The sequence below is a fragment of the Alistipes intestinihominis genome (assembly GCF_040095975.1).
GTDB lineage: Bacteria > Bacteroidota > Bacteroidia > Bacteroidales > Rikenellaceae > Alistipes > Alistipes senegalensis.
This window is the reverse complement of record NZ_JBBMFL010000005.1, coordinates 15154-38196: the sequence shown is the minus strand read 5'-3', so window position 1 is coordinate 38196 and position 23043 is coordinate 15154. Positions and strand designations below refer to the sequence as shown.

Genomic DNA, 23043 nt, shown 5'->3' with positions numbered 1-23043 from the left:
TCGACTTTGACTCAGCCAAACTTGGATACGTCCCGTGTAAAATCATTATCCGAATGGTTAATGCCGGTACTTTTCTGGCATTTCGAAATGTAGTGAATAGGTCATCGGGCTCTCTACGTCGATAAGAAAATTCATTACTGCAAAATTCACATCGAACTCGTCGAGCCCAATTGGTTTTTTGTTGTCCAGTCCGTAAACGGTCAGTATCACTTCCTCGAAAGGACGAATGACCATCTCCCGTGGATAGACGATCTTTTCGCTACCCGGTGCTTTGCGGAGCGTCAGCGGAATCGAACTGCGGTTCACGACACGGAAAGTCACCTTTTTCTCCGCATATTTCACGTCCGATACCTCGAAAAGCGCTTTCATCAGAGGGCGCAATACCTCCTCGCGGCCGTAAACCATGCCGTTGGCGAAAACTGCCGTGCGGTGTGCATCGAGCGCCTCGCGAATTCCGCCGAGCGAACGTTCCCGGGCGAAAACCAATGTTACGGGACGGATGTCGCCTTTTATAAAATCAACGCTGAGAAACATCGGCACATGACTGTCTGTACCACAGATGAGTGTAAGACCGCGCTCCATCGCCCAGCGGTGCGCTTCGGGCGAATAACCGCAAAAAGCGTTGTATATCTCGATGCCATGCATCATTCCCGCATCGTAAAGCGCGGTGTGTTCAGGATACCAGCGGGTTTCATTCTGCGCCTGACGCTCCCAGTGCGGGTGGTTCCAGACCAGGAATCCGCCCTGCTCCCGGGCTTCTGCGAGCCCCGCTTTCATGGCCTTGTAGTGGTCCTCGTGCGCATCGGATGCCTTGCCGATAGTCTCGCAGTCGCTGACGAAAAGGGTGTTGAAATGTCCGGGTGGCATGCCGCGCGATATTTCGCCTCCGTGGATTACCAGCACATCATGGGATTTACCGGCTGATGCGGCGATTTTGTACGATTCATTACGATCAAAATCCATGAGGCCCTTGTTTTTCTGTTTCAACAGGCGGGCGTCCACATGATCGGTGATGGCAATGAAGTCCAGTCCCTCCGTCATAGCTTCGTCAATGCGGGTCGTAGGCCATACTGATGCGTCTGAAAAGACGGTGTGTATGTGCAACTCTCCTTTAAGGGTCTTATATCCGTCGATGTCGGGAATGACGATCCGATGAGGAATAGCAGCTGAAGTTCCTATGGCCTCGATCGAAAAAAATATTGCAACGGACAAAAAATAGAAACATTTTTTCATCTTAATTTTACTTAATAGTCCGCAAGAATGCTCTTTGACGGTACGAAGATATTCTTGCAAAAGTTGGTCATCGCGGTTGGGTTGCTGGCCTTCCATAGGAATGGCGTGCTGTCAAGATAATTCGCCTGGGACATCGGAGCGAATCAGAAACCGCCAATGGTTTATGTTGTTATGCTGACAGTCGTTTCATTTCGTAATGGTTTTTGAACCGTACTTTATAAAGTTCCGGATTTTTCCCGGAAATCCTATTCTCCCGCCGGGAAATCTTTCGGAAGGCCGGTCGTGAACGTCGATTGGGTATAGGTTTTGCCGAACCTGTCCGTAGCGCGTACTTCGACCGATGCCGCAGACGATTGGAGCGTGTAGTAATAGAGATGGTTCGTGTTGGTCCGGTCGTAGGTGTCGGTCGAACGGCCTTGTACTCCGCAATGGTATCCCGAAGCCCAGGCGTCGCGTTTTGTCGCACTGTTTTCGTAAGGTTGCATCTCTCCGGTTTTCAGCCCGTTTTCGTAGACCTCGATTTTCCACTTCTCGTCAGCGTTCCAAATGTTCGCTACGATTTGGTTGTCGCCCTTGTAGTAGAATTGGTACGAAGGCGTATATCCTTCCATGAAAATATCGCTGCCGCGGTAGAGGCGAATCTGAAAATCAGGATCGAGTCCGGTGGCCTTGTAAATCCAGTGGTCGATAGTCGCACCCTTGACTCCGTAGATGGCGTAACCGTTGGGCGTGCCGTCGGTATTGATCGTCGAATGCCACCAAGCCCCGCAGGCGGCGCCGTGCACGTGTTCGTAGCGGCTGCCGTAGTCATTGTTTTTGGCGTAGTGCGTGTGCCCCGACATGATGTGCACCTCGGCAAACGATTCGAGCAAATCGAGTACGGCCTGCACGTTTTGGTTGTTGCTGGCACCCATCGGGATATGTACGCAGAAGATGATCATTTTATCTTTCGGAACAAAACTCAGGTCCTGTTTCAGCCACTCCACCTGGTCGTCGCGGAATCCGAGGAAATAATCCGTATGGTTCGGGAAAACGATGTTGTCCATGGCGACGATGTGTGCGTTACCCCGGTTGAACGAATAGTTCACGGGGCCGAAGGTGTATTCGAAATTCCGCTGTGCGGCGATGTCATGCGCTACGGTATAATTGTTCTTGCTGACCGCGATCACCTTGTTGTCGTGATTGCCCATGACCTGAAAGAGCGGCAGACCGACCTTGTCTGCCTGCATGGCTTTCTTCATCAACGGGAATACGTCGTTCGTGTAGTCCGTGTTTGCGGTGTTCCATCCGATGTCGCCCAGCGTAATGCCATAGCAGGGAAGTGTCGATGCTGCGACCTGTGCAGCGATGTCAGGTACGGTTTCGTTGTTGAAACGTGACACATTGGTGGTGTTCTGGCACTGCGGGTCGGCAACGCAGAAGAGGTTGAATTCGTTCTCTGCACCGCCTGCCAGCGGCGTCAGCATGAAATCGTAGCGTTTGCGGCCATCGGTCAGTTTTTGCCAGAAATAGGGCAGTCCGTCGGCTATGGGCACCTCGTATGTTTCGGGTAACGAGAGATAAACATGGTAGGAAAACTCGTTGGCCGTGAGCTGGTATACGCCGTTCTCATCGGTGGCCGTGCAGGTATATCCGTCGCTTACGACGATTCCCTGCAATCTGTTTCCCCGGTTGTCAGACACCACTCCGTAGATGTCGGTCAACGGATCTATGGGGGTCTTTACCGGGTGGTCATTGTCATTTGAGCATCCCGAAAATGCCAAGACGGCCAGGGCGGCGATGCGAAATATATATCGTTTCATGGTGTGTTGAATTAAAGTTTATATGCAGAGTGCGCCTTGGGGCACACTCCCTGTCTATCTCCAGTAATAATTTTGCCCCAGGTCGGGGTTGATGTTCAGTGCCGTCTTGGGAATGGGACGCAAATAGCGTTTCTCCTCGAAGTTGCGGCCCACGGTGTAAAGCAGGCGCCCGGTCGTGCCGTTTTCCAGCGAATACTTGTTGTCGAGAATGATGTAGGTTACGCCCTGCTCGTTGCCGGCCTTGTCCGATACCACACAGACATCGTTGATGCCGTCGCCGTTGAGGTCGTAAGAGGTGTCCATCGCCGGGATGTAGATGCCATACCACTGTTTGTTCAGTAGTTCGCCGGCATGCCAGCGCATCAGGTCGTCGTAGCGGAACCCTTCGAGCAGCAGTTCGATGGCACGTTCGCGGCGTATCTCCAGCAAATCGCAGTCACTCAGACCGTAGTACTCCTGCAAGTAGGCGTCTGCCGACGTTGGACGCTTGCCATCGACACCCGCACGTTCGCGCAACGGCTTGATGGTTTTGTTCCAAATGTCGTCGCTGAATTCCCCTAATTCGGCCTTTGCTTCGGCGTAGTTGAGCAACACTTCGGCGTAACGCATGATAGGAAGTGAATTGTAGGAAACCTTAGCCGATTCGTAAGCCTTGTCGTCGATGTTGAACTTGATGATCTGGTACCCGGTCAGCGTCACCGTGAAATCGGGAGCTGTGGGCGTCGAAACACCGCCTATCAGTTTGGTGTATCCCGGGGTGATGATACTCTGCGAGAGGCGGTAGTCTCGGTTCTCGATTTCTGTGGTGAACTCCTCGCCAGTCGCCGTGTGACGCGAACCGTCCAGGTTGAGGTAGGTCTTCACGAAATCTTGGTCGAGCGACCAGCGCTGGCCGTAACTGCCCGAAGTATAACGCCATGTCAGGTCGTGGAATGTGGTCATGCCGACGCTCATCTGGCGCGCCCAAATCACCTCGGCGGTGTTGACGGCCTCCTGCGTAAAGAGCTCCCGGTACTGGGTCTTGACCTGCGCCGGGTTGTTCACGAGGGTGTAAATACCGGCGGTCATCAACTCCTCGCAGGCTTTGACACACTCGCGCAGGAATCTCTCGGACGCCAGTTTGTCCACCCATGCCTCGCCTGTGGAGGGATCTACCTGATGGTATTTGCGGTAGGTGCCTTCGAACAGGCATACGCGGGCTTTATAGGCCAGGGCGATGTATCGGTTGATGCGTGCGCAGTTGATCCAGTCGGATGACGTGTAGCAGTGTTCGCAGGCGAAGTCGAGATCTTCGAGCACGCGCTCCATGACGTATTCGCGACTGTCGCGGGGCTTGTAGAGCGCCGCCATGTCTTCCGGGTCGATCGGCTCGTCATACCAGGGTACTGCGCCGAAGGTCTTTACCTTCTCGAAATACTGCCATGCGCGCCAGAAGCGCCCGGTGCCTTCATAGTGGTTGTAGGTCGCTTCGGAAAGCCCCTTTGCTTCCCGCATGTGTACGAGGAAATAGTTGATGTTGTAGATCGGTGTCCAGTTGCTGATCGCCCATCCGGTCTGCAAGTCGGGTGTCCACGAGGCATTTGTCAGGAACGTGAAGGACTTTTCGGTAGCCACGATGTCCGAGTACCCGTCACCGAATCCCAGATCATCCGAAGATGGTGTGTATTTGTTGAGGAATCCGTTGACATAGGTCAGCAGCGAACTCTCATCCGTGAAATAGTCGCCCGACCCGACTTCGGCATCAGGGTCCCTGTTTAGAAAATCTTCACAGGATGCAAGCAGGAAACAGGCCGGGAACAGGATGTATATTATCTTTTTCATTGCCGTCTGAATTTAGAAAGTTATGCTCAAACCGATCGTATACGATTTCATGACAGGATAGCCGTCGCCGTCGCCGAAATTATCGGTTCCGAGTTTATCGGTTCCGTAGTCTGCATCGCCGGCATAGATGCCTTCCGGATCATAATTCTTCGCGTATTTTTTGAGAGGCGAGAAGGTCAGCAGGTTTTCGCCCGATACATAGATTTTGAGCGCCTGGAGACCGATCTTGTTAACCAGTTCCTTCGGGAAATTGTAGTCGATGGTCAGGTTTTTCAGGCGGATGTACGAAGCATCCTGCATGTAGCGCGTATTGGGCTGTGAGAGGATCAGCCCCGAGTCGCTGGCCGAGTAACCGACCAGACGGGGCCAGTAGGCGTCGCGGTTGGTGGGCGACCAGCGGTCGCTGTTCTGCCACGGCAGCGCCATGCTGTACGGGCGGCCGTACTGTCCCCAGAAATACCCCGACTCCTTGGCTGGATACCAGTCGCGTTTGCCGACTCCCTGCCACATCATGCTGATACCGATGCCATTCCAGCGTACACCACCCTGGATGCTGTAACTGTAACGGGGCGTCGTGTTGCCGATCTTCACCAGATCGCCGTGGTCGTAGATGGTATTGTTGCCGTTGTTCACGTATCCGTCGCCGTTCAGGTCGAGATAGCGCGGATCGCCGGCTTGCCAGGTTGCCGAGCGGTTGGTGAATTTCGAGTAGTTGGCCCAAGTTTGCGCCTCTTCGTCGCTTTGGAACAGCCCGTCGCACTTGTAGCCCCACATTTCGCCGAGTGTCATGCCCTCGTAATAGTTGACTTTATAGTTGGTGGGAAGGGTCCCCGTTTTACTGGTGTAGCGTGTTATTTTGCTGACGTTGTCCCATACGGCGACCTTGATGTTGTAGCTCAGGGCCTTGCCTGCGACTGTGTGGCTGTCGCGCCATGAGAGGCTCGCCTCCCAGCCATCGGTGCGCATGTCGGCGTAGTTGCCTTTGGGGGCGCTGTTGCCGAATACGGCGGGCAGTTCCTCGCCGACGACGTACATGTCGGTGGTCTTCTTGCGGTAGATGTCGGCCGAGAAGTTCAGGCGTCCGTTGAATGCCTCGAAGTCCAGACCCAGGTCGTAGGTCGTGGCTTTTTCCCATGTCAGACCGTCGGGAATCGGCGACGGGGCCTGTGTGTAGTTGAATACCGCGCCGTTGTTCAGCAGGCTCGACTGTGCGATGGACATCGAAGAGAGGTACGCATAGGCGTCGCTGATGAGACCGTTGCCGGCGGACCCTACCGATGCACGGATTTTCAGGTTGTCGAGCCAAGCGGCGTTTCGGAGAAAATTCTCTTCCGAAATGCGCCATCCCACCGAACCCGACGGGAAGAATCCCCACCGCTGATTGGACGGGAATTTGGAGTTTCCGTCGTAACGGCCGCTGGCTTCGAGCAAGTATTTGCCCTTATACGAGTAGCTTACGCGATAGAAAGCACCGACGAGGCCCCAATCGTAGCTGCCGTTGTCTTTCAGTGTCATCGCTTCTCCTTCTAACAGGCTGAAATTGGGTTTGGAGGGGATGATGATGCCTTCACGGTTCATCAGGTTGCTCTTGTAGGTATAGTCTTCGATGTTCCATCCGCCCATAACGCTCAGCGAATGGTTGTCGCCCAGGCGGGGCGTGTAGGTCAGTGTGGCGCTCGACGCGACTTTCTGGCGGTTGTAGGAACGTTCCTCGTAGAGCGAACCTGCGGGACGTTCGCCCGAGTTCTCAGGGCCGGTGTAGTACGTATAGCTGTTCACAGCCTGGCGGCGGTCCGTCTGATTGAAATAGAAGCTGACATCGGCAGCCGCTACGAGCACGTCTTTCAGAAGGTCGATCGTGACCGCTGTGCGGTTGTTCATGTCGAACTTGCGGTCTTTGCGCCACGAGTTGCCTTCGACGAAGCCGGCCCATCCCGTGTATACGGACGCTTCCGTCCAAGTGCCGTCGGGGTTGGTGACTAATGTTACGGGGAAGGCTTGGTGGTTGAGCATGCGCGATACGGTCATCGGCGTGGTGGAGATGCCGGTGTGGCCCGTCGGCTGGTGGGAGTAGCGATACATGAAGTCGGTAGTATTCTCCACGCGCAGCCAGGGTTTCACATTGACGATACCCTTGGCCTTGACGTTGAACTGCTGGTATTTCTCATCGCCGGCATTGTAGATGCCGTCCTGCTCGAACATGCGGCCGGAAACATAGTACGATGCCACGTCGCCGCCGCCCGTTATGCTGATGTTGTGCTGGTGTCCGGTCGTGTAGTTCTTGTAAAACACGTCGTACCAGTCGGTGTTGCCGAAGTATTCGTATTGGTTGCGGTTGTTGATACGCCATTTCTCATACGACGGGTCGCTGTTGCGGCGGGCCAGTTCGTCGTACCAGGTGCGCGAGAAATTGAATACGTTGTTGATGTTCGAAGGATCTTTGCCGAATGCGTTGACATAGGATTCCAAGAACGAGGTGGTATAATCGTAGCCGTTGGTTACCATTTGCGGCTTGGTCGCACGCTTATAGAAGGTGAACGTGCCGTTGTAGGTGACTTTGGCACTGCCTTTTTGCGGTTTTTTTGTGGTGAGAAGAATGACGCCGAAGGTGCCGCGCGCACCGTAAACGGCGGTTGACGAGGCGTCTTTCAGCACCGTAATCGACTCGATGTCGTCCGGATTCACGGTGGACATGTCGGTTTCGACGCCGTCAACCATCACCAGGGCCGAACCGCCCGATCCGATCGAGTTCTCCGCACCGCGGATGCGGATCGTGGCACCGCGGTTGGGCTTGCCGTCGGAAAATGTCATCGTAAGGCCCGGGATGGCGCCCTGCAACGACCGCGAAATGCTCATCGACGACCCCATGCGCTCTTCGAGGCTTTTGGTCGAAAGGGTCTCGACCGCGCCCACGATATCGCGGCGTTTCTGCACGCCGTAGCCGACAACGACGACCTCTTCGAGGCTGGTGTTGTCTTCACTCATGGTAACGTCGATGGTGGATTGATTGTTTACGGGAATCGTTTGCGGCTTGTAGCCTACGTAGCTGAAATTCAAGGATTCGTTTTTTTCAACTTTGAGGGTGTAGGCTCCGCTGGCATCGGTCGTGGTGCCTTTTGTGGTGCCGGGGACAGTGACGGTGACACCTACGAGAGGATTTCCGGCATCATCTTTAACGATGCCTGAAACAAATTTCCCCCCCCCCTTGCGCAGAGGCTGGGAGCGATAATGTCACGCACAGGAAGGCGACCGCCATAAGCCTGATGTACGAACATATTTTGCCCGCTACGTCAAGTTCGGTCAGCGTGTAACATTGTTTCATTTTATTTCAATTTAAGTTATCAGTCGGTTTGTTGCCGGATTCCATACTGAAGCATGTTATGGACTCTTCCGGAATTTCGGTCGGTTGCAAGCCATTTCCGATACAGCCTCTTTTGAAGAGTGTAAGCAAAGTAATTTTAGGTTGTTTGCATACGCATGTTAAATTTGTGAGGTTTATTTGTCAGGTTCTTAATTCTATTGCCAAATGTATGTTTTTATTTTCTTTTATGCAACTTTTAGTGTGGAAAATGTGTAAAAAACATAGTTTGGAAAAATGCGCATTGGAAGTGTTCTTTATAATTATAAGTGTAGCCGTTCGGCATCCGATATCAGTATTTTATTCGGCAACTTTATTTGTTTGCTTTTTTGTTCCTTTTGTGCTTGTGGATGTTGATTGTATGGTTGTGAAAAAGAATAATTCGAAATAATTTGCATTGTGATATTGTTTTTGGGGCGTAAAAAATTGCAAAAAAGCAAAAACGTGCTTATATTTGCCTTGCAAGTCTTCCGACATATCTTTTGAGAGTAAGGAGGCGCTAATCACAGCGCATCCGGTTTACTATTTTTTTGTAATAGATTACTCTAATCAAATGCTATGAAATTATGAAAAATTGGATAACGACGATACTCTTTGTATCGGCTTTCTGTCTGGCGGCTTGTTCCGACGATCCGGATGTAGCCCCGCTCAAACGGGATACCGATGCTGTCGAGTTGGCGTACAATTCAGGCGCTACGACCCAGGTTTCGGTACGCTATGCCGGTTCATGGTCGGCGCGTGTTGAGTGTTCGGACGAAAGCGGAACTCCGGTGAATAATTGGTTTTCCATCTCCCCTGACAACAGTGTCGGCAACGGGCGCGATTACCAGTGGTTGACTGTTACGGCAGAGCGTAATGCCGGAAACAAACGCACGGGATATATCTATTTGAAACCCAATAACGGTGAAGAGATCAAGATCGAGGTTACGCAGGCCGACGGTAATTTTTCGGTGAGCGACCCCGTGATTTCAGGGTCTCTCAAATCCAATACGGAATCCGCTGCGATGCTCGACATCGTCTATGACAAGGCTTTCGGCAAAGAGGTCGTAGAGATCGAAGCTACACTCGACGGCGTTGCTGCCGAGGGGCTCAGCATCAGCAGTCCGTATCGGTCTGCGATCGAAGATGAGGGTAGCGGCACGATTTCGCTGCCTATCACCGGTGTCCCTGTGGCACTGGGAGAGTTGGTTTGCCACGTGACATTCAAACTCGATGGGGTCGTGAAGTTCCAGGGCGAGATTTCCGGGTCCGTAAGTTCTTCGAACGAAGTATTTCGGATGGGCTTCGACTTGTTCAAATGGGGCGGTGATTACCCGAACAACAAAAAGGGGCCGGGTGCGAACGGTTCTTCGGCTGCCGGCGCGACTTTCGACGGCACGGAAGAGGCCCTGCCGGGTCAAATTACGGCGGGAAGCGACGGTACGAAGGATGTGTTCAAATCCATGAGTGATCAATATCGCATCAACCGCGGTGTCGAGAAGTGGTCCGGAGAGCGTGTTTACGAGCATCCGGGCTATGTGAAACTGGGTGTCACGGCCAATGGAGGCTGGATCATGACGCCGGAGCTCGAAAGTCTTTCGGCTGCTCCCGAAACAGTGTCTGTTTCGATTGATTTCCTGCGATTCGATAATGAAACGGGCACCTATATCGTTTCGGCCGAAGGGGCCGGAACCGTAACCAACGGCGAGGTGAACAATACCGTGCTGCCGGCCCAAACGTCGGCTTCCGGACGCAAATGGAAGACGCTGACTTTCACAGTGCAGAATGCCACCAATAAAACACGCATCAAGATCGGAGCGCAGACCTACGAACAGACCGGCTACCGTATCAATATCGACAATATCGTCGTTATGGCCGGAGACAAAGTCGAAGTGACCGGGAAACTGCCCGCCCCCGAACTCGAAAAGATCACCTATTCTCCTTCGGAGACGTCCATATCGTTCGCATGGGAAGGCGTGAAGGGTGCCACTTCCTACGAGGTTTCCGTAGCGCAGCAGAGCCGTCCCGATTTCAAGAAGACGATCGACACCGAGGACGCCAACTGCGAATTTACCGGGTTGGAGCCGGGGCTCTATATCTTTACCGTCAGGGCGCTTTATGCCGGGAATGCGGAATTCAATTCCGACCCGACGCAGAAGGTCGTGGGGACATTGGGCTTTGCGGCTGAGAAATTAGCGATACCTACGGAATTGGGGACTGCCGATGTGACTTCCTCGGGAGCCAAGATCAGCTGGGCCGAAGTGAGCGGTGCGGCTAATTACCGCGTCGTGATCAGGACGGCTGCCGACGAGGAGGAGGTCGTTTCCACCGTGGTTGCTGAAACCAGCTACACGGTTACGGGACTCAAGGCCGGTACGGATTATACGGTTTCGGTTCAGGCGCTTGTCGGCGACGGCTCGGCAGCCAGCGAGTTCGATTCTGATATGGCGGCATCCCAATTCAAGACGACCGACCCTGTTCCGATGATCGCTCCGACGGCGCGTATCTTTGCCAAAACGCACGGTTTGGCCGTACTGGAGTGGGAGTTGTCTGCTGCGGCCCTGGAACAGCAGCCTGTGGGGACGAGCGATACTTACGATTTCCGGGTGAAAGATGCCGGCGGAAATGTGATTCGATCGTTCGAGAACTTCTCGGCATTCAATTTTAAGAAGTACAAATATTACCGGCTCGTGTGGGGCGGTCTGACTCCGGGGACCGCATATACGTTGGAACTTCGGCGCAAGTCTACGGCCAATAAGGATGCTTACCTTGATTCCGAGTGGGCTTCCGCTGCCGTTACGACCAATGCCGCGCCCGATAAATCCGGTTACCTGCTGTATAAGGATTTCGAAAATATTCCCGGCGGCGGGCAGCCGTTCTATGGCGCTTATGGATTCAGTTTGGGCAGTACGACCGATTTCTCCGATCCGGATAAAATCTTGATTGCGACGGGCGATAAGAATTTCATCTATTGCCAGGGTGTGAAGGACAACGACTCGTATTTCAGCGCATACCTGCCTGAGTGGGACCGCGCGGATTGGAGCGCCAACAGTACCAATGTCGGACTTGCCGCCGGGTATATGAAATTCGGCGGCGGCAGTAAACCCGCATGGGTGACTTTGCCGAAATTTTCCTCGCTGTCCGAAGCTACCGAGATCGAACTGGAATTTGATGCATGTCCGTATTACGAGCCCAGTTCGACGGGGGATATGATGGCGCCCTCCAATACCGACATCACCGAATATTTCGGGGTGATGGTAACCGGAGCGACGATCGTGGGCGTGACGGGCGAGACCTCGGCCGACGCTGTTATCAGCGGCGACGGTGCCACGGTGACTTTGCGTAACGTGCTTGTGGATAAAATGATCGGGGAGGGGCTGAAGGATACCTATCGCTATACGACCCATAAGGTGAAGATTAGCGGTGTTACGGCCGATACCCGTATAAAAATCTATTCGGCTCTTGAAAACGACGGTAAAAACCATCGTATGTGGTTGGATAATCTGAAGGTCAAAAAGGCTAATTAGTTTTGAAACAGGGACTGCGGGTGTCTGCGGTCCCTGTTTTTATCAACATTTTGTATTGAAGAGAAAATAGCGATGCTAATAAATTTCATGGTATGAAGACTCGTTATTTATTGCTGCCTGTCGTATTGCCTTCGTTCGGTCTTTTCGGATGTTCCGACGATGCGCCTCCGCGCCCGAACATAGTCTTTATCTTGATGGACGACGCCGGTTACGGCGACTTCGGTTGTTACGGACAGCAGAAGATCGAGACTCCGAATATCGATTCATTGAGCGCACGCGGCATCCGTTTCACACAGATGTACACTTCGGCTCCTCTCTCCTCTCCGGCCCGTTGCGGGTTGTTGACGGGGCGTCACAGCGGCCACGCCGACATCCGCGCCAACGACGAGATGGAGTGGCGCGGTGACGTTTGGAGCCACGAGGCCATGTTGCGCGATTCGACGCTCGAGGGCCAGGCTCCGATGCAGGCCGGAACTCCGACATTGGGCACAGTGTTGCGGGATGCCGGTTATTCTACGGGCATGATCGGCAAATGGGGCGTCGGGGGTCCTGCGACCGAAAGCACACCGGGGAAGATGGGTTTCGACACCTACTTCGGATGTATCTGCCAGCGGCAGGCACACACCTATTACCCGCCGTTCCTTTGGCAGAACGACCGGCGGCTCTATCTCAGCAACCGGCTCGTGGCTCCGGGAACTCCGCTCGACGAGGGCGCCGACCCGTTCGACCCTCACAGTTACGACAAGTACACGCAGACTGAGTACAGCCCCGATCTGATGTACGACCGGGTGTTGTCGTTCGTTCGCGAGAACCGGGATCGTCCCTTCTTCCTGATGTGGACCACGCCGCTTCCGCACAGCCCGATGCAGGCTCCCGACGCCGACGTGCGTTATTACGTCGATAAGTTCGGCGACGAGAGTCCGATCGAGGGCCGGGGATATTATCCCTCCCGTTGGCCTCACGCTACCTATGCGGCGATGATCACTTATTTCGACCGTCAGATCGGGGGTCTGGTGGCGGAGCTCGACCAGTTGGGCATCCTCGACAACACGCTTATCGTCATCACCAGCGATAACGGTCCGGCCTCGAATTCCTGTTCATCGAGCGAGTGGTTCGACAGCGCACGGCCTTTCCGTTGCGGCAAGGGGTGGGGTAAGTCGTCGCTCCGCGAAGGGGGCATCCGCATCCCCTTCATCGTGGCTTGGGGCGACAGACTGCGTCCGGGCGTCTGCGACCGGATCGGTTATTTTCCCGACGTTATGCCTACGCTTTGCGATCTTGCCGGCGTCCGCACGCCTCGGACCGACGGCATTTCGTTCCGGCCGCTTCTCGACGGCCGCGGGGATACGTTGCGGCAGCACGAGTACCTTTATTGGGAGTTTCCCGGAAGCAACGGATGGGTGGCTGTGCGTTGGGGCGATTGGAAAGGCTTGCTCCGCCGGGTCAAGGCCGGCAACGGGCAGATGGAGCTTTTCAACCTGGCCGACGACCCGCGCGAGACACACGACGTAGCCGCCGAACATCCTGAGATCGTGGAGCGCATGTGGTCGTATGTCTTCTCGTCGCACGAGGAGCCCGAGAATCCCAAATTCCGCATGCGGATCGAAAAATCGAAGAGCGATGAGAACGAATGATGCGATGAAAGGCTGCACTCCGTTGCCGCCGCCTTCGGCCGTCCTGCGCGATCCGGCAGTCGATCTGCTGCGGTTCTACGATGGATTCGGAGATAGACAGTAATGGCAGAACCCTTTAATATCCCAATAGAGTTATAACTTTGTAAGTTACAACTCTGTTGGGATGTAAGAGGATAGTACTTCGAGTACTACTCATTCGTTTTCCGAGAGAGGTAAAAGGGTGTAAATATTAAGTTTTTAACGATTTAATATTTGCACAGGGTTTCTTCTTCGAGGAACTCCAAGCATAATAAGGTAATTCCAGACGAGGTTACGGTTTTCAGATCGTTACCTCGTCTGTTTTGCTATATCTTGCATAAGATATTCATTTGCAATTTCTTGCATCGCGCTTCATCTTGACAGGCAACTCTGAGAAAATTAGTTTTAACCCCTAAATTTCATCGGAGTATGCGCAGCACATTCAAGGTTCTGTTCTACCTCGAAAAGGACAAACACAAAGTTCAGCCGGTTATTCCTGTCATGGGCCGTATTACCGTCAACGGTACGATCGCCCAGTTCAGTGCCAAACTCAGCGTTCCTCCCCATTTGTGGGAAGTGAAGGACGGTCGTGCCAAGGGCAAAAGCCTCGAAGCCAACAGAAGAACGACCGACACGGTCTTCCATGCTTCGCTGAACCCTTTGCAGGAAGATAAGCTGACCGATGAACAACTCAAGGAGATTGTGTTGGAAAAGCTACTCTTGCCCCCGAACAAGTGTAGTTTTCATCATATATGGCATTTATAACCAGACCATCATGCTAAATATGCACCTCGTACCGTAATTTGATGCGAAAGGTTGTTCAGTTGATTGCGTTTTTGGACGCAAATGTAGGATTGTACATTCCTTTGTTTCCTCCTCCTAGCAATTTAAAGACAAACTAAAGGTAACTACGTACTATTTTACACCGACTAAATTTTCCGAGGCTTTACGTATATATAGTTGCATTGGTATGGAGATACAAATTGGGGGCACCTAACTCCCATTAGGTGCCCCATCGCGGACTCCCGGCTTAGCGGTCTTCCTTTGCGGATTGCTCCAGTTGTGCGAGTTCATCCTCGGGGAGGATTATTTTCTCACATTTACGCGGAGTTCCGCTAATAGGCGAAATACTGCCCGAGCTGTCGAGTCGGGCCATCGTAAAGATGGTGTATCGAGATACACCATCTTTAGTGGTTAAAATAGTAATCATTTTGCTTAATTAATTTAATTTTTCGCACTGACTATCAGCATATTGATTGCTTGAACAATCTTCATGCCAATGCTTTTTTTCCGCCATATTGACACCCTGATGACAGGTGTGATATAACCAACCCCATCCTACGGATGGGGTTGCCTTTTAGTAGGTATGTCATTTTGGCATTTATAGGATATTGCGTCTTAATGAGTTTTGTGAAATTCAAATAGATTGTAATTCCTTACACGCTTTGTATGGAATTATGTCATCTCAGTTTCAATCCCAATAATTTGCCAATAGATAGAAAATGACGATTATTATTCCAATTATGGTTGGTGCTCCTATGCATCCGAATCTTCTTACAAATTCCAATGGGTTATCGGCCCAACTTGGTTGTTTCGAATAGCAGTATGGGCATCGATCTGCACTAATATCTATTCGTTGTCTACAGTTGCAGCATTTTTTACCTTTTTTTCTGTCATATCCGAATAATAGTCCCATATCTAATCTCTTTAATTTTTGTGTTTATTTCGTTCCTTGTTTTTTCTTCTGGCTTCTTTTTTAGCTTTTCTGAGAGCTTTTTCTTGTGTTCTCTTGATTTCTTTTAGTTCTTCTTCATATTTTTCTTGGTCTTTTTCAGTTTGGCATTCTGTGTGATCTGTAGTGTCCTTTTTATCTATATGGGATTCATTCTTAGATGACGCGTTTGTGCTTCCCTGAGTACTTACTGTTGTTTTGCTTTCTATTTTCTTTTGTTTAGGCACTTCGCCTTGCGGTTTGATAGATATCGTTGTACTTGGTTTATCTTTTGACTTTGTTTCGATTTTGTTCGGTTGCATTGTTTGGCTTTGTTCGGGTTTCGTGTCTACACTTTCCCCTACAATCCATAAAGCTATAATGATGATGATTATACAAAGTATAATGCGGAGGCATCCTCCGCGTCGTGGTTGCGTTATTATTATTGGTTGTGGTGCTCCACAATATCGGCATCGTCTCGCACCATCAGGTATTTCTGATTTGCATTCAAAACATTCCATTGTTAGTATTATTATTGTTCAACTTATTTGACATCATTTTTGTCTATTCTCACATTCATGGTGGGTGGGTACATTTAGGATAGTTTAGTTTCATTGTGCTGCTGTATTTGGGTATGGTGCAAATAAAAACGCGGACTTTAATTCTTTCGCTTGCGTCTTGAGGTCTTGGACTTACCCGTAGCACAAACAATTGAATAAAGCCCACGTTGTTCTGCAGATGCAGCAACATGGGCGTTGAACTTTATTCATTGTGCTACGTTCGTTGAAATTGTCCAAGTTTCAAGACGCACGAATAAAAGCTAACGCTTTTACGACGATGAACCGATATAAATTCATATTCTTTTTTGCCCTGCTGCTTGGCAGCCTCTCGTCCTGCGACAACTTTGAGGAGATTAATACCGACCCAACCAGCATTCCGTACGGCAAAGCAAAGCCGCTGAGTCTGTTGCAGGATATTGTTCACGGAGGGAACTGGACGATTCTTTACCGCTCCGTACGTGTCAACAGCGAACTGATGCAGTACTCTGTTTACGTGGAATCCGGGGAGCAGATCAGCAACTTTATCATCAAACCCGATGATTCGAAAGACACCTGGGCTGGACTAGCACCCCGTGCGGCTGCCTGTCAGCGGATGTACGAATTGGCCGAAACGGCCCAGGATGATAATTGTAAAGCGATCGCCCTTACCCTCAAAGCTTATTTTGTCACGCAGCTTACCGATATTTTCGGTGATATTCCTTACAGCGAGGCCTTTCAGGCTGGAACGGAAATAAATAATGTAACTCCGAGATACGATACACAGAAAGAGATTTATACGTCGCTGCTGGCCGAATTGGAGACAGCCAATTCGTTGTACGACAAATCAAGAACGCTTGACAGTCCCCAGAAAGACATTCTCTACGGAGGAGACATTACCAAATGGCAAAAATTCACCAATTCACTGCGCCTGCGCCTGCTGATGCGTGTAACCCGCCAAGCGGAGATGAATGCTCCGGCCGAAATGCGAAAAATGCTGGCTGATCCGGCGACCTATCCGGTATTCACCAACAATGAAGATGGGGCAATTCTCTACTTCACGGGCGAAATTCCCAATATCAATGGATTCGGTCCCGCCGGGAAACTGAAAGTAAAGTTGCTGGCCAACAAACGGATGTGCTCAACACTGGTCGACCTGTTAAACATATCGTCAGACCCTCGTACCGAGAAATTTGTAGGTGGGGTTTCGATCCCCTCCAACTCGAAATACCTTGGACAATTTCGCGGCATTCCGAGCGGCTATGATTATGACAAGGTCGATGTATGGGTTGGCGAAGGCGCTTCGCAATATGCCACTACACTCGAAAGCAATACCCAGCCTTCGACCTACATGTCCTACGCTGAACTGAATTTTATTCTGGCCGAAGCGGCGTTCCGCGGGTTTATCGAAGGCGACGCCCGGACTTATTACGAACGCGGCGTCACGGCTTCGGTGCAGGAGTGGTGTGGCAGCGGCCAGAAAACAGACAACCTGCTGGCCAACACCCCGACCAAATACAATCCCGACCGGGGACTCGAAATGATCATGGAGCAGAAGTACATTGCTTCTTTCCTGGTGGGTTATGAGGCATGGAATGACTACCGCCGCACGGGACTTCCCGATTTGCCGATCGGTCCTGCGGCACAGAACAAGGATGCGCAAGGAGTCGCACACATGCCGACCCGCCTGATTTATCCGATCATCAGCCAAAGCACCAATTATGAACACTACCACGAAGCCGTGGAACGCATGGGCGGCAAAGACGATATGCTGACCAAGGTCTGGTGGGCTCAAGGGAGTTATTAACAAAAACTAACGCGGCATGAAACCGATAAAACTTTTAAAAATGCTGATCACGGCAGCCGTGCTGCTGTCATCGTGTAAAAAGGACGAGACTTTGAGCCTGTATCTGGAAGTGGCCTCTCTTGACTGTGTCTTGGCTCCGACGAACACCAGTTATTTCATGGCTGTGAATGCCGTCGGGAAATGGACGGTCGAATCCGACGCAGAGTGGTGTACACTTTATCCGCAGATCGGGGAGGACGAAGGGCGTTTCTACATCAACGCTGAAGACCGGAACAAAGGTTATGCCCGCAACTGTCAGGTAAAGATAACTTTGCAGGACGGGTCTAAGCGGACGATCAACGTAAAGCAGAACGGCCTGCCGGCCTATTTGAAACTCGATGAAGAACGGCTTACGTTCTCGTCTGAAACGACTTCCGGTGTTGTATTGGTATCGGCCAATGTCAACTGGATCGCCGAAGTTTTTCCGCAAGCCGAAGGTGAAGATGTAAGTTGGCTCACCCTTGGTGAAACAACCGAGAAGACCCAGGCATTCAGATTGGGCGACAATACAGGCGTTGAACGCCGAGCCGGCATCATCCGGTTTTTCCATGAGGATGATCCGAATATATATACTGAATTGACGATCATACAGTTCCCGGTTTTGGACAAAAATAAAGCGATTCTGAAAACGATTCGAGAGGTGTTTGTCGAAAACAGCGGTATTATCGAGGATAACATTAAAATCGAAGGGTTCGTTACCAGTGACAAGACTTCGGGTAACACCGAAGCTTACCAGATGTATCTCCAAGATAACAGCGGACGCGGGATTCTGTTCGAGTTCAGCGATGCCGAGAAAAACGTCTATGCGCTCAATGACAAGGTCGGCGTATGGCTTGCTGCCTGTGAAATGAAAACGGTGGACGGAGTCACTAAGATCACCAATCTTACCGAGGCCAACCTAATCGGGGAGACTTCATTGACCGGAACCGAAGCGACGCCCGTAACCGTAACCGACTTGTCGACCATAGACCCAGCCGAATTGGAAAATACGCTGGTCAAATTGACAAATGTATGTTTTACCTATCCGTTCGGAACTCTTTATAATTCTAATAAAGAAACCGGGAACGATTGTGTAACATTACTGCGCGACTCCTATGGTAACAATATCAACCTGCGCACCCATACGACCTTTACCGAAAAACATGCGCGGCTGGTTCCTGCTGGCAACTGCAACGTCACCGGCATCCTGATGAAACATGGAGACGGACTGGTACTGCGGATCCGTCGTGCCGTAGACCTCTCGGATTCGACTATACCTTCGGTCTACCGGACGATTGTAGAGTGGTACAACGTTGGAAAGTGGATCAACACGACGCTCGGATCTTCTTGGATCCCTAAAACAGGAGCCGGCGATATGACTTTCGGAGCTTTCGGCGCATTGAAACAGGGCTGGAACTATGACCGTATCGATCCTTTTCAGAAGAATAGCGCTACGAACGGCCATCATGGCCCGCAACTTGACCACTGGTGGGATACTGGTAGCGGTACTGGCCAAAGTTGGGAGTTTTCCACATCGACAGCCGACGCAACAGGCGATATATATCTCTCGCTCTACACCGGCAGTTCGAACGACGGACCGAAAAACTTTACAGTGGAATGGACCGACAGCAGCGAAACTGGAGCCAAATGGACACAGGTCGGAACCTATGAGTGCTGGAGTTGGGGCGACGCGAACTCAGATCACAGTAATATCCTGATGAATGTCGACATGAAACTCCCGGGAGTACAGGGCAAAACGTTATTGCGCATCCGGCTACGTTGTTCTAGTGCAGAACGGGCTCAGGAAAATAAGTCTAATCCGTTGATTTCCATCAATGGAAGCAACAAACTCTGCTATATTTCTATAGAGGAAAGGAAATAAACTTATGATTGAGAGGTGGCTGTTTTGGAAACAACTGCCTCTCCCCCTCCCAATTGAAATTAGAATCTAAGATAAGTTGAGTGCTCTCTCAAGATTGTAGTTTTAAGAGTAAGTCGGCCGGATAATATTGGCAAAAATCTGATTCTGGATGGTCATTAATTCTGGTTAAATATAATCATAGTGCAAGATGCTGATTGACATAATGTATTGCAACCCGTTGGCGGAATTAAATAGATAAAAAAGATTTATGTTTAAAAAGTTGTGCATATTGTTGATATTTAGTAAATTAAAGGTAGCTAAACTTTTAATGGACAAATATCGTATGCACAACCTATATGCAATATTCGCAAAAATCCTGAGCATATGCAAGCAAGTAGCCGGCAATTTAGTCAATGAATCAGGGAATGTACTAAGACGAGGAGTCGTTCCCAAATTCTCAGACCTTGAAATAGTGGCATTGAACATGGCATTTGAGGCTGTGGATATTGACAGTGAGTCGCTGTTGTTTGCAAAGCTACAGGAATATAGGGTTGAAATACCCAATCTTATATCCCGCAGACAATACAATGACAGGCGTAAAATAACTTCCTCCCTATGCAATGCAATCCGAGAAAGAATGGTTTCTGAAATGGATGGTGGTGAAGACTATTTCTGTATTGATTCGAAGCCGATAGAAGTATGTCCGTATTGCCCGTTCCAAGCGTTGCAGTATGGGGAAGAAGGATTTTGAGAAAGCGCCGGGGATAGGATACTGTGCATCACAAAGTTTGTATTATTATGGGTATAAACTCCATGCGGTCTGTGGGTTAAGCGGAGTCATCCATTCCTTTGACCTCACTAAGGCAAGTGTGCATGACATTCATTACCTGAAGGATGTGAAGGTGGACTATAGTAATTGTACAGTCATAGGGGACAGGGGATATATAAGTGCCCAAATTCAATTGGATCTGTTTGAAACAGCCAATATCAGATTGGAGGTACCATACAGATGTAACCAGAAAGAATGGAAGCCGATGTTTCCGGCTTTTGCCAAAGCGAGAAAAAGAATTGAAACCCTATTCTCGCAATTGTGTGACCAGTTTATGATTATAAGGAATTATGCGAAAGATACAGATGGATTGGTTGCCCGGATTATCGGGAAGATTAGCGCACTTACAATCCTCCAATATATTAACTTAATACTCCGTTAAATTTACAGTTAATCCGTTGAAAACAAACGAGTTAGTTAACAAGGTTTAGTATAATAAAATAGGTCAAGTGGCTGATTTTCATTATCTTTAATGGTACTCTACCACACATTAAAGCAATGAACCAAACAGCACTTGACCAATATGAGGAAATCGTAACCGATGCTTTGAAAAGTTGTTCAGCGAAGTTACGCAAAAGTTTTCAAACAGCATTCATCCGACTCATGATTTTGTATATGGTGCTACCAAGAAAGATTAATTTCACCCAAATGGGGCGTTACTCAGACAGTTCGGAACAACGCTTCCGGCAGTTGTTTGAACGTGAGTTTGACTGGATGCAGTTCAATCACTTTCTTATTCGGCAGCGATTTGGTGAAAGTGTTAGAAAAGCCATTGCCATAGACGCAAGCTACATCTCAAAGTCGGGAAAGAAGACTCCTTATATCGGCAAGTTCCGGTCGGGATGCGCTTCTGCAATGAAACGAGGCTTGGAAATTCTCGGTATCGGCATTGTTGACATTGACAGTCGGGACTGTATGATGCTACGTGCGGAACAGACACCGAACAAGGCGTATCTGGAAAAGCAAGGCGAAGATTACAATCTTGTGGACTGGTATCTTGACGTGCTCCGCAAATACAAGGACAAGTTGCTCGGCATAACACGTTATGTCGTTGCGGATGCATGGTTCTCAAAGGCAAAGTTCGTCAATGAGGCCTGTCTGATTGGATTCCATGTCATCAGCCGCCTGCGTGATGATGCCGCCTTATGGTATTCACATGACGGTGTCCGCACAGGCAAACGGGGACGACCGCGTATCAAAGGCGAGAAGATTGATTTTGAGAAACTCGACCTTCAGCGTTGCGAGATTCTCGACATTGAGGGAGGAAGAGCTTACTCAGTCAAGGCATATTCAAAGGCGATGAAACGCAACATCAAAGTCGTGGTTCATTATCCAAAATCAGGAGGACATAAAATCTATTTCTCCACCGACCTTGACATGTCGGCCAAAGACATCATCGAATACTACCGTACACGATTCCAGATTGAGTTTTGCTTTCGGGATTCCAAGCAGTTTTCCGGACTCAATGATTGTCAGGCAAGAGACTTGAGGAAACTTGACTTCGCTTTCAATGCTTCACTGGCCTTGGTAAACATCGCAAAGGGCATGCGGCAACGATACTATCCGTCGCTTTCCATCGGACTGCTAAAGGCCTGTCTGAGTAACATTTATACGTTCAAAAGAATTTTTAGCAAGTCCGGTCTGAAACCGAACAGAACTTTTAATACTAAACTTATCAAAGAACTATTTGGCATAGTGGCAGAAGCCGCTTAGCCGATATGTTGAATTTTTAACGAACTATTAAATCAAGACAAGTACGTATTCGCTCAACTTACCGCTTTTCTGAACAGAACTCAGTTTAACAACTTCGTTCGCAAGTATGATGGTAATCGCTATGTGAAGCAGTTCACCTGCTGGAATCAGCTACTAGCAATGATGTTCGGCCAACTGAGTAATCGAGAGAGTCTGCGCGACTTGATTGTAGCTTTGGAAGCACATCGAGCCCGACAATACCATCTAGGTCTAGGATGTAAATCCATTGCCAAGGCAACTCTCGCCTATGCTAATCAGAATCGTGGCTATAGGATCTTCGAAGATTTCGCATTCTATATGATGACGGAGGCCTGCGAAAAGCGAGCGGCCAACATTTTGGAGATTCCTGGGAAGAAGTATGCATTCGATTCAACTACAATCCCATTGTGTCTTGCTACGTTTCCATGGGCGAAGTTCCGAAGGAAGAAAGGTGGAGTCAAAGCTCATGTCTTGTATGACATAGAGGCTCAGGTTCCGGCTTTCTACACTGTGACCACAGCATCCAAGCATGATTCTACCGCAATGTCTTCAATATCCTATGAACCAAATGCTTATTACATATTCGACAGGGCCTAGGACTCTTTCAAGGAACTCTATAGGATTCACCTTACATGCTCCTTCTTCGTAGTCAGAGCTAAGACGAACTTGAAATATAAGATGGTCAAATGGAAACGTAGGATGCCCAAGAACGTACTGACTGATGCAGAAGTAAAGCTGACAGGTTACCTTTCCGAGAAGAAGTATCCAGAGTCATTCAGACTCATTCGCTACTACGACGAAGAGGATGATCGCGAGTTTACTTTCCTGACGAATGCCAAGCATATTTCTGCACTGGATGTCGCCAATCTCTATAAGAAAAGATGGTTGGTCAAGCTATTCTTCAAATGGCTAAAACAGCATCTTAAGATAAAGAAATTTTGGGGTACAACAGAGAATGCTGTGCGCATACAAATCAGTGTGGCTATCATCACGTATTGTCTCGTTGCAGTTGTCCGGCATGATATGCAGTTGAAGCGATCGACATATGAAGTCTTGCAGATTCTAAGTATCTCACTAACGGACAAAACTCACTTACGAGACCTGTTCGATAAGACTGTTATCAATGAAGTCAAAGAACTCGATTATCCTCTTTTTGAAGGACTATTTGATTAATTTGT

The 23043-nt window shown here is 50.0% G+C and carries 10 protein-coding genes and 3 pseudogenes; 8 read left to right on the top strand and 5 right to left on the bottom strand.

All coding sequences use genetic code 11. From position 1 onward, the window contains the following. Window positions 1-57: 57 nt before the first annotated feature. From WMO46_RS05805 to WMO46_RS05790, 4 genes are all read right to left on the bottom strand, one after another. Complete coding sequence (locus WMO46_RS05805; RefSeq protein ID WP_129650499.1) at window positions 58-1329, bottom strand: Sb-PDE family phosphodiesterase; 1272 nt, start codon at window positions 1327-1329, stop codon at window positions 58-60. A 149-nt stretch (window positions 1330-1478) separates the two neighbouring features. Next, on the bottom strand, window positions 1479-3035 hold the full coding sequence (locus WMO46_RS05800) for a calcineurin-like phosphoesterase C-terminal domain-containing protein (RefSeq protein WP_129650498.1): 1557 nt from the start codon (window positions 3033-3035) through the stop codon (window positions 1479-1481). 54 nt (window positions 3036-3089) lie between these two features. After that, the gene (locus tag WMO46_RS05795) at window positions 3090-4856 is read right to left on the bottom strand and encodes a RagB/SusD family nutrient uptake outer membrane protein (protein WP_129650497.1); all 1767 of its coding nucleotides are present in this window, start codon (window positions 4854-4856) and stop codon (window positions 3090-3092) included. A gap of 12 nt (window positions 4857-4868) precedes the next feature. Then, window positions 4869-8036, bottom strand: coding sequence for a SusC/RagA family TonB-linked outer membrane protein (locus tag WMO46_RS05790; RefSeq protein ID WP_410520084.1), 3168 nt, complete (start codon window positions 8034-8036; stop codon window positions 4869-4871). 744 nt (window positions 8037-8780) lie between these two features. Between WMO46_RS05790 and WMO46_RS05785 the strand changes: the two genes are divergently transcribed. The 3 genes and pseudogenes from WMO46_RS05785 to WMO46_RS05775 all read left to right on the top strand — a co-directional run. Further along, complete coding sequence (locus WMO46_RS05785; RefSeq protein ID WP_129650495.1) at window positions 8781-11720, top strand: fibronectin type III domain-containing protein; 2940 nt, start codon at window positions 8781-8783, stop codon at window positions 11718-11720. A 92-nt stretch (window positions 11721-11812) separates the two neighbouring features. After that, window positions 11813-13354 (top strand): arylsulfatase, encoded by a 1542-nt coding sequence (locus WMO46_RS05780; RefSeq protein ID WP_349093992.1) that lies wholly within the window; start codon window positions 11813-11815, stop codon window positions 13352-13354. A 447-nt stretch (window positions 13355-13801) separates the two neighbouring features. Next, window positions 13802-13993: pseudogene (locus WMO46_RS05775) on the top strand (Arm DNA-binding domain-containing protein); the annotation flags it as partial. A 1086-nt stretch (window positions 13994-15079) separates the two neighbouring features. On the opposite strand, the gene WMO46_RS05770 reads toward WMO46_RS05775, so the two are convergent. Next, on the bottom strand, window positions 15080-15406 hold the full coding sequence (locus WMO46_RS05770; RefSeq protein WP_349093991.1) for a hypothetical protein: 327 nt from the start codon (window positions 15404-15406) through the stop codon (window positions 15080-15082). Window positions 15407-15920: 514 nt separating this feature from the next. On the opposite strand from WMO46_RS05770, the gene WMO46_RS05765 reads away from it, so the two are divergent. The 5 genes and pseudogenes from WMO46_RS05765 (at window position 15921) to WMO46_RS05745 (ending at window position 23038) form a co-directional block, all read left to right on the top strand. After that, window positions 15921-17426, top strand: coding sequence for a SusD/RagB family nutrient-binding outer membrane lipoprotein (locus tag WMO46_RS05765; RefSeq protein WP_349093990.1), 1506 nt, complete (start codon window positions 15921-15923; stop codon window positions 17424-17426). Window positions 17427-17442: 16 nt separating this feature from the next. Beyond that, window positions 17443-19326 carry a DUF5689 domain-containing protein gene (locus WMO46_RS05760; RefSeq protein ID WP_349093989.1) on the top strand — a complete coding sequence of 628 codons (1884 nt, stop codon included), beginning with the start codon at window positions 17443-17445 and terminating at the stop codon, window positions 19324-19326. A 247-nt stretch (window positions 19327-19573) separates the two neighbouring features. Then, window positions 19574-20516: pseudogene (locus WMO46_RS05755) on the top strand (IS982 family transposase). A gap of 116 nt (window positions 20517-20632) precedes the next feature. Continuing rightward, window positions 20633-21847: a transposase gene (locus tag WMO46_RS05750; RefSeq protein WP_349093988.1), complete on the top strand. Its 1215-nt coding sequence runs from the start codon at window positions 20633-20635 to the stop codon at window positions 21845-21847. Between the two features lie 12 nt (window positions 21848-21859). Further along, window positions 21860-23038, top strand: a pseudogene (locus tag WMO46_RS05745) (IS4 family transposase). Window positions 23039-23043: the final 5 nt, after the last annotated feature.